The sequence below is a fragment of the Halomonas cerina genome (genome assembly GCF_014192215.1).
In the GTDB taxonomy this organism is placed as follows: domain Bacteria; phylum Pseudomonadota; class Gammaproteobacteria; order Pseudomonadales; family Halomonadaceae; genus Halomonas; species Halomonas cerina.
The window spans coordinates 1-11,635 of sequence record NZ_JACHXP010000020.1 but is presented as its reverse complement, the minus strand read 5'-3'; the positions used below and the strand labels follow the sequence as shown (position 1 = coordinate 11,635).

Genomic DNA, 11,635 nt, shown 5'->3' with positions numbered 1-11,635 from the left:
TCCTCTCCTTGAACCCCCCATTCTGCCCCCGGGAGCCACGGCTATCCAGCGCCGGACAGGTTGCTGGGCCTCACTCCCCTTCGGCCAGCGCGGGCAATAGCGTCTTGAGCTTGCGGGTCAGGGTATTGCGCCCCCAGCCCAGGAGTTCGGCGGCCTCGCCCTTGCGCCCACCGGTGTGCTTGAGTGCCGTTTCGATGAGGATGCGTTCGAAATCCGGCACCGCCTCCTCGAGCAGATGAGTGTGGCCCGCGTCCAGCGCCCGATCGGCCCAGTCGCGGAAGGCGCTGCGCCAGTCGCCGGCCACCGCCTCGGCGCTGTCCACCTCGCGCAACTCCTGCGGCAGGTCCTCGATCAGCACCTCGCGGCCGGAGGCCATCACCGTCAGCCAGCGGCAGGTGTTCTCAAGCTGGCGCACGTTCCCCGGCCAGGCCAGGCGCGTGAGGTGCGCCTCGGCATCGGCCGTCAGCACCTTGACGTCGGTGGCCAGCTCCTTGGCGGCTTCGGCGAGGAAGTGACGTGCCAGGCGCGGGATGTCCTCGCGGCGCTCGGCCAGGGTCGGCAGGTGGATGCGAATGACGTTGAGGCGATGGAACAGATCCTCGCGAAAGCGCCCGTCTTCCACCAGTGTTTCCAGGTTCTGGTGGGTGGCGGCGATGATCCGCACGTCGACCTTCACCGAGGTATGGCCGCCCACCCGGTAGAACTCACCATCGGCCAGCACCCGCAGCAGGCGGGTCTGGGTCTCAGCGGGCATGTCGCCGATCTCGTCGAGAAACAGGGTGCCGCCGTTGGCCTGCTCGAAGCGCCCCTGGCGCTGCGCCGTGGCGCCGGTGAAGGCGCCTTTCTCGTGGCCGAATAGCTCGGATTCGATCAGGTCGCGAGGAATCGCCGCCATGTTCAGCGCGATAAAGGGCTTGCCGGCCCGCGGGCTGTGCTGGTGAAGGGCCCGGGCCACCCGCTCCTTGCCGGTCCCCGACTGGCCATTGATCAGCACCGTGATATGGGAATGCGACAGCCGGCCGATGGCACGAAACACCTCCTGCATGGCCGGCGCCTCGCCGATGATCTCGGCATCGAGCCCCTCGGGCACGCTGACCGGGCGTTGGCGCTCCCGGGCATGGGCCACCGCACGGCGTACCAGCGCCAGGGCCTCATCCACGTCGAAGGGTTTGGGCAGGTACTCGAAGGCCCCGCCCTGGTAGGACGCCACGGCGCTGTCCAGGTCGGAGTGAGCGGTCATCACGATCACCGGCAGGTCGGGATGAACCTCCTGGACCCGGGCCAGCAGATCCAGACCATCGATGCCCGGCATGCGGATATCGGTGACCAGCACATCCGGCGGGTTCTCAAGCAGGCGGTCGAGCACGCGGTCGGCCCGCTCGATGGTCTCGATCTCCAGGTCGGGCTGGGCCAAGGCGCGCTCCAGCACCCAGCGAATGGCGCGGTCATCGTCGACGATCATGACGCGGGCGACATCAGTCATGGCGCTTCTCCAGCGGTATCAGCAGGCGGAATTCGGTGTGGCCGGGCTCGGAATCGCACTCGATCAGTCCCTGGTGCTGGTGCAGGATCGACTGGGCGATGGAGAGCCCCAGGCCGCTGCCCTCGGCGCGGCCGGAGACCATGGGATAGAAGAGGGTCTCGCGCAGGGCGACGGGAATCCCCGGCCCGTTATCGATGATCGTCACCTCGCAGACCAGCCGGTGGCGCTCGGCGCCCAGGGTGAACTGACGCCGCGCCCGGGTGCGCAGTACCAGGCGTGGCGAGGCGGTGGTGGTCTCGGTCATCGCCTCCACGGCGTTGCGGGCCACGTTGAGGATGGCCTGGATCATCTGCGACTCGTCGCCGATCAGGTCCGGCAGGCTGGGGTCGTAGTCACGCGCGATCCTCACCTCGGGCTGCTCGACGGTCAGCAGCGAGCGAACCCGTTCCAGCACCTTGTGGATGTTCATCGGTTCCTGGTGACTGACCCGGTTGGGGCCCAGCATCGAGTCCACCAGGTCGCGTAGCCGGTCGACCTCCTCGATGATGATGCGGGTGAACTCGGTCAGCTGGGGATCCTCGAGATCACGCTCCAGCAGCTGGGCGGCCCCGCGGATGCCACCCAGCGGGTTCTTGACTTCATGGGCCAGGCCCCGGGCCAGCACCTTGATGGTCTCCTGACGGGTCTGCAGCGCCTCCTCGCGGGAGATCCGCAGCAGCCGGTCGCGGGGCTCCACCTCCATCAGCAGCTCATTGACGGTCAGCGGCGTCACCGTGTAGTCCACGGTTAGCAGCTCGCCGGTCGACAGCGTGAAGCGAGCCTCCCGCTGGGTAAAGGGATGGAACTCGTCGCGGGCCTTGCCCAACAGCTCGCCGAGGGCGTTGTCATGGCTCACCAGCGCGGGCAGGGGCTGTCCCCGTACCCGGGTCAGACTGATCGCCAGCAATGCTTCGGCCGCCGGGTTCATCCAACGCAGGCGCAGCTCGTCATCCAGCAGCAGCACGGCAGTAGTGAGATGTTCCATCAAGCGTTGATACATGGTGCGTTCCCGGCAAGAATCGGTCGAAGACTGGCCATAAAGTGGTGCAAGAAGCGCGCCACTTCAGCGAGGCGCGGCAGGGCGGCGCGACAGGGTGGATCGGTGCGGAAGCTTTGCACCATTTTAGTGCACCAGGCAGGGGCACGCACACCGGCAAGGCGGCTCAGGGCGCGTCGGGATTCCGATGATGGCGCAGGCGGGGGCGATGCTGGCGTTCCTGGCGATCACGATCGCCCTCGTCGCGCAGGCCGTCGCCGTTCTGCAGCCGCTCGGCGTACTCGAGGGCGCTGCCTTCCTTCACCCGGTCGGCATGGTCGAAGGCATTGAAGCCCCCGTCATCGCGCACCGGGGGCGGATGACAGGGCCTGAAAGAGCCGTCCGGACACCGCGGCCGGGGTGTCCGGCGCGGGGGCAGCTAATTGGCCGGGTTGTTGGGGTTCTGGGGCAGGTTGACGCTGGCCCGCTGCACATAGAGGGTCACCGGCTCGGTGCGGTGGCGTACGGCCCCACTGGCATCCAGCAGTTCGGCCTGCAGGGTGTGTTCCCCGCGGTTCAGGTTGTTGAGCAGGAAGGTATCGGTATGCATGGCCGACTGGCTGATGCGACCGTCGAGAAGCAGCCGCACCCGATGATCGTCGCGCAGTGCCGGCCGGATGCCGAGTTGCACCTGGACGTTGCCGGCGGCACCGGTAGGCAGGGTCGACTCGTCATCCGGCGCAATGATGCCGAAGCGATCATAGGGCATGAATGGCTGGCCGGGGGAAGAACGGGCCACCTCGCCGTCGCCACGCTCCGGCGGGGCCAGGGTCGTGGCCTCGGGGCTAGGCACCACGGTGAGTGGCTCGAGCTGAACCTCTTCGCCGCCACGCGCCGGGTTGTCGGTGAACACCACATTGCCTTGGGCGTCGGTGGTCCGATAGATGGTCTGGGCCTGCGCCGACGACAGACCCAACGCCAGCCCCGCCACCAGCACCATGCATCGCTTATCCATGCCGCGTTCCTGCCTTGTCGGAGGGGAGCAGCGACGCCCGGTCGGCGGCCACTGCCGGATAGGATAAGCCTAGCCCAGAAGCCCCGCGCGAGGAACGGGCATACGGCGCCCCCGCCACACCTGACCGCAACACCGGCCTAGCCGGGCGTCGTGACGCTGGCATGAATGCCCCAGGCAAGGCCGCAGAGGCAAGGGCAGCCCCAAAGACAGGAGGCCCGCCATGGGCGGACCTCCTGAGCTGACGTGGCCCCGGGACGAGGTCCCGGGCAGGATCAGCAGCTGTAGTACATGTCGAACTCGACCGGGTGCGTGGTCATGCGCAGGCGCTCCACATCCTCGCCGAGCAGTTCGATATAGGCATCGATCATCTCGTCGGTAAAGACGCCCCCCTCGGTGAGGAAACCGCGATCGGCGTCCAGCGCCTCCAGGGCCTGGTCGAGGCTCGCGGCAACGGTCGGGATGGACTTGCCCTCTTCCGGCGGCAGGTCATAGAGGTTCTTATCCATGGCGTCGCCGGGGTGGATCTTGTTCTTGATGCCGTCGATGCCGGCCATCAGCATCGCCGCAAAGCACAGGTAGGGGTTGGCGGTCGGGTCCGGGAAGCGCAGCTCGACACGCTTGCCCTTGGGGCTCGCGGTATAGGGAATACGCAGGGACGCGGAACGGTTGCGGGCGCTGTAGGCCAGCATCACCGGCGCCTCGAAGCCAGGGACCAGGCGCTTGTAGGAGTTGGTGGAGGCGTTGGCGAAGGCGTTCAGGGCACGGGCGTGCTTGATGATGCCACCGATGTAGTACAGCGCCATCTCGGACAGACCCGCGTACTCGTCACCCGCGAACTGGTTCTGCCCTTCCTTCCAGAACGACTGGTGGACGTGCATGCCGCTACCGTTATCGCCCACCAGCGGCTTGGGCATGAAGGTGGCGGTCTTACCATAGGCGTGAGCCACGTTGTGGACCACGTACTTCATCTCCTGGAGCTCATCGGCCTTCTTGACCAGGGTGTTGAACTTCACGCCGATCTCGTTCTGGCCGGCGTTGGACACCTCATGGTGGTGCACTTCCACGCTCTGGCCGATGGCTTCCAGGGTGTTGCACATGGCACCGCGCAGGTCATGGAAGCTGTCCACCGGCGGCACCGGGAAATAGCCGCCCTTGACGCGCGGGCGGTGGCCTAGGTTGCCGCCCTCGAGCTGACGATCGGTGGACCAGGCACCTTCCTCGGAGGTGATCTTGTACATGGCGCCTTCGATATCGGCCTTCCAGTGCACCTCGTCGAAGATGAAGAACTCGGGCTCGGGACCGAAGAAGGCGGTGTCGCCCAGGCCGCTGGACTGCAGGTAGGCCTCGGCACGCTTGGCAATGGAGCGCGGGTCACGCTCATAGCCCTGCATGGTGGCCGGCTCGATGATATCGCAGCGCAGCACCAGGGTGGCATCCTCGGTGAAGGGGTCGAGGAAGGCGGTACCGTCTTCGGGGCGCAGGATCATGTCGGACTCGTTGATGCCCTTCCAGCCGGAGATGGAGGAGCCATCGAACATCTGACCATTCTCGAAGAACTCTTCGTCGACGTCACGAGCCGGGATGGTGACGTGCTGTTCCTTGCCGCGGGTATCGGTGAAGCGCAGGTCTACCCACTTCACATCGTGTTCTTCGATCAGGGCGAGCGTCTTGGCAGACATGGTGTCCTCCACTGTGAGTTTGGCTCGGTAACATAAGGATGATGTACGGTGCCGGTCAGGCCAGCGAGTGTTGTATCACGCCGCAGGCTTACTGCCCACGACCGCCATGCACGAACATGGCGCTGCCCAAAAGAAAGCAGGGAGCATGCCAGGATTGCACCATACTGGCATAAAAAATATTAAATCATTGATATATATCAATAAAAAAACATTCCTCTCTGAAGAGACATTGCCGAAGAGGATCAACGATCATGTCCTGTTCGGCCATCTCATTCCTTTTTTGCACCCTTTATGTGCAAAAAACGCCACCCTGCACCACGACAATGCACCAGGATATCGCCACGCTTTTCACTTAAGCGATCACTTAGATTAGCTGATGCCGTGGTATGGTCCCGAGTTGGATGACCCGATGGGGCATTTTCATCCTGGCCGATGATGGAAACTTATTCATACTGAACACTACGCTTCTTTACACGCCTGGTCCGCCGCTGCGCGCCCGGCGTCGGGTAGTGCCCGCTCACCCAGCATCGGAGTCCGCCTTCCCTCATGTTCATCAGCCTGGTCATGGACGCCCGCACCTCGGGGGCTCGACTCCCCCGTCAGCTCGACGCCCTGCGCCAGGCTGCACGGCAGTGCCCGCATCGTTCGGAGCTGCTGCTGGTGGATGACACCAGTGATCCGCGCCTTCCGGTGATGGCCAGTCGTCATGGGGCGCGCTTCACCGACTGCGAGCCCGGACCGCTGGGTAGTCGCCTGAACGCCGCCTTGAGCCTCGCCCAGGGAACGGTGATGGTGTTTCCCATGGCCCCGGAGCGCCTGCCGGCCGGCTGGTTGAGCGAACTGGTCGAGGGCCTGGCCGACCAGACCCTGGAGGCTGTGGTCCTGACCCGGCCCCTGCCGCAAGCGCTGAGGCTGCTCAACCACCTGCTGGGTCATCAGCAGGCCGGTACCCTGGCGGTGGAGCGGAGCTGGCTCGAGCGCATCGGCGGTTTCGACACCACTCTCGACGAGCACGCCCTGCCCGACCTGATCGCCCGCCTGCACGCCTGCCACGCCCGGATCCATACCCTGGCCAAGTGAACACGTGAAACCGCCGGCTGTCGCCGGACACAAGACGGTTTATATTGATGATGCGTTTGCTTCGGCGTGTTGGGGCAGCGGCGCGGCGGTCGACACCAGTACGACCGGGGCTGCGCCGGTCGCCGCTGCCGCGCGATTGATGAGGTGCCATGGCTGCAAAGCTCCTCCTCTGGACCACCCGCGTGCTGACGCTGCTGATGGTGGTGGTGAGCGTACTGCCGATGATCCCCAGCGGTCAGTGGTGGGCCCGGCTGTGGGAGTTCCCGCGGCTTCAGCTGGCTTGGGCGCTGGTCGTGCCACTGGTGCTGCTGGCGGTGCATGCGTGGTGGAATCGGCCGCGGCCAGAGCACGCGGCGTGGGTGGCGGTGATCCTCGCGACGGGGGCCTGGCAGCTGTCGCACATCCTGCCGTTCACGCCGGCCTGGTCAACCGAGGTCCCCGCCGCCGAGATTCAGCCCGGCGGGGCCCGGACGACCCTGAAAGTGCTGAGCGCGAATGTCACCTACACCAACGACCGCTACCCCGAGGTACTGGCGATGGTCCGACGGGAGGACCCGGACCTCCTGCTGCTGATCGAGGTCGATCGCGCATGGGCCGAGGGGCTGGCACCGCTGGACCAGCACTACGCACATCGGGTTGGGGAGGTCCGCAGCGAGGGGTTGGGGATCGTGCTCTGGTCGCGATTCCCGCTGCTGGAGCAGGAGGTCAAGCACCTGGTCTCCGAGCGCCGGCCGTCGATCTTCGCGACCGTGGACGTGCCGGGTATCGGGCCGGTACGCTACGTCGGCACCCACCCCGTCCCGCCGGGGCTCCGGGACCGGATCGCCCACAACGACGAGACGACCGAGCGGCGGGACAGCCGGGTCCGCGACGCGGAGCTGATGCTCGTTGCCCGCCACATCCGGAGAGACTCAGACAACCGCTGGATCGTCACCGGGGACTTCAATGACGTCGCGTGGTCCGACAGCACTCGGCTGTTCGCCGATCTGAGCGACCTGAAGGATCCCCGCCGCGGCCGACGGCTGTTGAGCACCTACCACGCGAAGCGGCCGCTGTGGCGATACCCGATCGACCACCTGTTCGTCTCCGATGGCTTCCATCTGGTCGACCTGAGCCGGGTGAGGGTGCTCGGCTCCGACCACTTCGCCGTCACCGCCACCCTCGCCGTCGCGAGGAAGGACCACGCGAAGCCGAAGGCCTCCGCCGAGGAGCAGCAGCAGGCCCGGGAGATGGTCGAAGAGGGTGCCGAAGACGCCGCCGAACACGGCGTCAGCTCGACGCAGGCGGGTCAAGGGGGGCCAGGGTCGAAGGGGTCGCCCCCCTAGCGCAGGGGCGTACACACAATATCCGCTACTCCCAGGCGCGGGCAGTCTGTACAATGCGCCGCCTACATCCCTGCCCCGCGCCTAGGGTACTTAACAAAACGTGTACATAGGTGCGTATATTATATTGGTGAGACACACCTCATGAGCACGAACGCAAGTCATACAGATATCAGCAGTCTTCGCAACATCGCCATCATCGCTCACGTCGACCACGGCAAGACCACCCTGGTCGACAAGCTGCTCAGCCAGTCCGGCACACTGGACCGCAAGGCCGAGGGGCAGGAGCGCATCATGGACTCCAACGACCAGGAGAAGGAACGCGGCATCACCATCCTGGCCAAGAATACGGCGATCGAGTGGCAGGCTCCCGACGGTCAGGACTATCACATCAACATCGTCGACACCCCCGGACACGCCGACTTCGGCGGCGAGGTCGAGCGCGTGATGTCGATGGTCGACTCGGTGCTGCTGCTGGTCGACGCCGTCGACGGCCCCATGCCGCAGACCCGCTTCGTCACCCAGAAGGCCTTCGACCAGGGCTTGAAGCCCATCGTGGTGGTCAACAAGATCGACCGTCCGGGCGCCCGCCCCGACTGGGTCATCGACCAGATCTTCGACCTGTTCGACAACCTGGGCGCCTCCGATGAGCAGCTCGACTTCCCGATCATCTACTGCTCGGCGCTCAACGGTATCGCCGGCCCCGAGCCGGAGGAGCTGGCCGAGGACATGACCCCCATGTTCCAGGCCATCGTCGATATCGTCGAGCCGCCCAAGGTCGAGCTCGACGGCCCCTTCCAGATGCAGATCTCCGCGCTGGACTACTCGAGCTACGTGGGCGTCATCGGCCTGGGCCGCATCACCCGGGGGGCGGTGAGACCCAATCAGCAGGTCGTCGTGGTCAGCAAGGAAGGCAAGGAGCGCCGCGGCAAGATCGGCCAGGTGATGACCCACCTAGGGCTCGAGCGGGTGCAGACCGAGCAGGCCACCGCCGGCGACATCGTCTGTATCACCGGCATCGACAACCTGGCCATCTCCGACACCCTGTGCGACCCGGCTGCCGTGGCGGCATTGCCGCCACTGTCGGTGGACGAACCGACTGTCTCCATGACCTTCCAGGTCAACGACTCGCCCTTCGCCGGCAAAGACGGCAAGTTCGTCACCAGCCGCAATATTAAGGACCGCCTCGACCAAGAGCTGATCCACAACGTCGCCCTGCGCGTCGAGCAGGGCGAGACCCCCGAGAAGTTCATCGTCTCCGGCCGCGGCGAGCTGCACCTCTCGGTGCTGATCGAAACCATGCGTCGCGAAGGCTTCGAGCTGGCCGTGGGCCGCCCCGAGGTGATCATCCGCGAGATCGACGGCGAGAAGCAGGAGCCGTACGAGGAGGTGATCATCGACTGCGAGGAGCAGCACCAAGGGGCCATCATGGAGGAGCTCGGCTACCGCAAGGGCGAGATGACCAACATGAACCCCGACGGCAAGGGTCGCGTGCGCCTGGACTTCATCATCCCCGCCCGCGGGCTGATCGGCTTCCGGGGTCAGTTTTTGACCCTGACCTCCGGCACCGGCATCCTCACCAGCCGCTTCGACCACTACGGTCCGCTGCGTCCCGACGCCGCCATCGAACGTCGCAACGGGGTGCTGGTCTCCATGGTGTCCGGCAAGGCCCTTGCCTATGCCCTCTACGCCCTGCAGGAGCGCGGCAAGCTGATCATCGACCACGGCACCGAGGTCTACGAAGGCATGCTGGTGGGCATCAACAACCGCGCCAACGACATGGTGGTCAACCCCACCAAGGGCAAGAAGCTCGACAACATGCGCGCCTCGGGCAACGACGAGAACATCGTGCTGACCCCGCCGGTGAAGTTCAGCCTCGAGCAGGCCATCGAGTTCCTCGACGACGACGAGCTCGTCGAGATCACCCCCCACCATATCCGACTGCGCAAGAAGCACCTCACCGAGAACGAGCGCAAGCGCGCCAGCAAGAAATAAGACACCCCCACCGATCGCGAAATAAGCATGCCCACCCGTCACGCGGCATGACCGAGGCCATGGCTACCGACGTCCTTGAGACAATCCATGCTGGCAAGCGGAGCAGCAGTGATATCGGGCTCGGGTGGCGGGCTACTTGACGGTTGCCGGCTCTGGCCTGAACATGGTCGCGGAGAAGGCGGACAACCGCGATAACGAAAATCCTGCGTCGGGCCGATCTGCCGACCTGCCAGCAGGCAATAGCAATGGTCACTGCACATGTCTGACGAAAAAACCTACGCCTACCAATCGATTGCGCAATCCATTCTGGACCACGGCGTCGATACATTGTTCGGCCTGATGGGTGACGCGAACCTCTTCATGGTCGATCACTATGTGCGATCGTGCGGAGGTACATTTGTCCCCGCCGCCTTCGAGGGCAGCTCGATCCTGATGGCGCTGGCCTATACCCATGTCTCGGGCCAGGTCGGCGTGGCAACGGTGACGCATGGACCAGGCCTGACCAACTGCGTCACCGCACTGACCGAGGGAGCCCGCGGCAACATCCCGATGGTTCTGCTATGCGGCGACACCCCGGTGATGAACCCCCAACACCTGCAGAGCATCGACCAGCGCGAAGTGGTCACGGTGACCGGGGCAGGATTTGAACAGATGCGCTCTGCGCAGACTGCGGCGGAGGATGTCGCCAACGCCTTCCACCGCGCCCGTGTCGAAAGACGCCCCATCGTGCTGAATATGCCAGTCGAGTTCATGTGGGAGGAGGCTTCGCACCAGAAGGTCGTGTATCCGGTCTTCACCACCCCGGCCTATGTGCCTGAAGGCGACGACCTCGATGAGGCGATCGGCATGATCGCCTCCGCCCGACGCCCGGTCATCCTGGCCGGGGCCGGCGCGACCGGCGCCCGCGACAAGCTGATCCGCCTGGCCGACCGGCTGCAGGCGCCGCTCGCGACCACGCTCAAGGCCAAGGGCCTGTTCAATGGCCACCCCGGCAATATGGATATCTTCGGCACGCTCAGCACGGATGCGGCCTATGATGTGATCGCCAAGGCCGACTGCGTGATCGCCTTCGGCGCGAGCCTGCACTACTTCACTACCGACCGCGGCAAGCTGATGGAGGGCAAACGCGTCGTGCAGATCAACGACGACCCCGCCGCGATTGGACGCAATTACCACCCCGATGCGGCACTAGTGGCCGATGCGGGGCTGACCGCCGACAACATCGTCTACTGGCTTGACGAGGCCGAGATCGAGCCGAGCGGCTTCACCGAGGAGCTGGACGCGGCGACGCTCACCGCCCATTCGCCGGGACAGGCTGACAAGGCTCCGGCAGGCTGCGTCAATTACATCCATGCACTCGACCGGCTGGAAGAGGCACTGCCGAAGGACCGCATCCTGACCACCGACGCCGGCCGCTTCATGACCGAGGTCTGGTGCCGTATCTCCGTTTCCGATCCGCGCAGTTTCCTGGTGACGGCGAATTTCGGCGCGATCGGCCTCGGCCTGCAGGAGGCGATCGGCGCCGCCCTCGCCGCCCCGGACCGGCCGGTCGTGCTGTTCACCGGCGACGGCGGGTTCATGATGGGCGGGGTGAACGAGTTCAACGCGGCCGTCCGTCTCGGCCTCAACCTGATCGTCATCGTCTGCAACGACAGTGCCTACGGCGCCGAGCATATCCAGTTCCTGGATCGCGACATGGATCCGGGCCTGTCGCAATTCAAATGGCCCTCTTTCGCCGATGTCGCCACAGCCCTTGGTGGCGAGGGGATTCGCGTGCAATCAGCCGAGGAACTCGAGGCTGCGATTGCGGCGATCGAAACACGTGACCGCCCGCTGCTGATCGAGCTCCCACTCGATCCCTACGATGTTCCACGGATGCGGATCTGAAGCAGGCCTAACTCGCAACACTGATACCCTATGCGGGCTAAGCGCCCCTCCAGAGCCCGCTTTCTGAACTGACCCCCAATCGTTGGACGGTTAGTTCTCTTAACCGGCGGCCATGGCCTGAGTCCTGTATTGCACGGGGCTCAGGCCTTTTAGTCTCTG

At 65.2% G+C, this 11,635-nt stretch carries 11 protein-coding genes; 5 read left to right on the top strand and 6 right to left on the bottom strand.

The annotated features are described in order from the left end of the window. Window positions 1-70 precede the first annotated feature (70 nt). From glnG to glnA, 5 genes are all read right to left on the bottom strand, one after another. The gene (glnG, locus tag FHR94_RS16135) at window positions 71-1,483 is read right to left on the bottom strand and encodes a nitrogen regulation protein NR(I) (protein ID WP_183327166.1); all 1,413 of its coding nucleotides are present in this window, start codon (window positions 1,481-1,483) and stop codon (window positions 71-73) included. Beyond that, the gene (gene glnL, locus FHR94_RS16130) at window positions 1,476-2,522 is read right to left on the bottom strand and encodes a nitrogen regulation protein NR(II) (protein ID WP_183327164.1); all 1,047 of its coding nucleotides are present in this window, start codon (window positions 2,520-2,522) and stop codon (window positions 1,476-1,478) included. The genes glnG and glnL overlap by 8 nt, the downstream gene beginning before the upstream one ends. A gap of 163 nt (window positions 2,523-2,685) precedes the next feature. After that, window positions 2,686-2,868, bottom strand: a complete 183-nt coding sequence (locus FHR94_RS16125; protein ID WP_183327162.1) for a hypothetical protein — start codon at window positions 2,866-2,868, stop codon at window positions 2,686-2,688. Window positions 2,869-2,937: 69 nt separating this feature from the next. Further along, the gene (locus FHR94_RS16120; protein WP_183327160.1) at window positions 2,938-3,513 is read right to left on the bottom strand and encodes a DUF4124 domain-containing protein; all 576 of its coding nucleotides are present in this window, start codon (window positions 3,511-3,513) and stop codon (window positions 2,938-2,940) included. 272 nt (window positions 3,514-3,785) lie between these two features. Further along, window positions 3,786-5,192: a glutamate--ammonia ligase gene (gene glnA, locus FHR94_RS16115; RefSeq protein ID WP_183327158.1), complete on the bottom strand. Its 1,407-nt coding sequence runs from the start codon at window positions 5,190-5,192 to the stop codon at window positions 3,786-3,788. A gap of 67 nt (window positions 5,193-5,259) precedes the next feature. Between glnA and FHR94_RS16110 the strand changes: the two genes are divergently transcribed. The 5 genes from FHR94_RS16110 to FHR94_RS16090 all read left to right on the top strand — a co-directional run bounded on the left by FHR94_RS16110 (window position 5,260) and on the right by FHR94_RS16090 (window position 11,476). After that, the gene (locus FHR94_RS16110; RefSeq protein ID WP_183327156.1) at window positions 5,260-5,565 is read left to right on the top strand and encodes a hypothetical protein; all 306 of its coding nucleotides are present in this window, start codon (window positions 5,260-5,262) and stop codon (window positions 5,563-5,565) included. A 173-nt stretch (window positions 5,566-5,738) separates the two neighbouring features. After that, entirely contained in the window at window positions 5,739-6,272 is a 534-nt protein-coding gene (locus FHR94_RS16105) for a glycosyltransferase (protein WP_183327154.1), read from the top strand. Between the two features lie 149 nt (window positions 6,273-6,421). Then, window positions 6,422-7,597: an endonuclease/exonuclease/phosphatase family protein gene (locus FHR94_RS16100; protein WP_183327152.1), complete on the top strand. Its 1,176-nt coding sequence runs from the start codon at window positions 6,422-6,424 to the stop codon at window positions 7,595-7,597. 141 nt (window positions 7,598-7,738) lie between these two features. Continuing rightward, window positions 7,739-9,589, top strand: a complete 1,851-nt coding sequence (gene typA, locus FHR94_RS16095) for a translational GTPase TypA (RefSeq protein ID WP_183327150.1) — start codon at window positions 7,739-7,741, stop codon at window positions 9,587-9,589. A 258-nt stretch (window positions 9,590-9,847) separates the two neighbouring features. Beyond that, window positions 9,848-11,476: a thiamine pyrophosphate-binding protein gene (locus tag FHR94_RS16090; RefSeq protein ID WP_183327148.1), complete on the top strand. Its 1,629-nt coding sequence runs from the start codon at window positions 9,848-9,850 to the stop codon at window positions 11,474-11,476. 99 nt (window positions 11,477-11,575) lie between these two features. Here FHR94_RS16090 and FHR94_RS20155 read toward each other — a convergent pair. Beyond that, window positions 11,576-11,635 (bottom strand): IS3 family transposase (locus FHR94_RS20155; RefSeq protein WP_143748604.1); only part of this gene is annotated, 60 nt, incomplete at its 5' end.

Coding starts and splice junctions, on each gene's coding strand:
- glnA (WP_183327158.1), bottom strand. CDS start 5,192: ATGTCTGCCAAGACGCTCGCCCTGATCGAAGAACACGATGTGAAGTGG.
- glnG (WP_183327166.1), bottom strand. CDS start 1,483: ATGACTGATGTCGCCCGCGTCATGATCGTCGACGATGACCGCGCCATT.
- FHR94_RS16100 (WP_183327152.1), top strand. CDS start 6,422: ATGGCTGCAAAGCTCCTCCTCTGGACCACCCGCGTGCTGACGCTGCTG.
- FHR94_RS16105 (WP_183327154.1), top strand. CDS start 5,739: ATGTTCATCAGCCTGGTCATGGACGCCCGCACCTCGGGGGCTCGACTC.
- typA (WP_183327150.1), top strand. CDS start 7,739: ATGAGCACGAACGCAAGTCATACAGATATCAGCAGTCTTCGCAACATC.
- FHR94_RS16120 (WP_183327160.1), bottom strand. CDS start 3,513: ATGGATAAGCGATGCATGGTGCTGGTGGCGGGGCTGGCGTTGGGTCTG.
- glnL (WP_183327164.1), bottom strand. CDS start 2,522: ATGTATCAACGCTTGATGGAACATCTCACTACTGCCGTGCTGCTGCTG.
- FHR94_RS16090 (WP_183327148.1), top strand. CDS start 9,848: ATGTCTGACGAAAAAACCTACGCCTACCAATCGATTGCGCAATCCATT.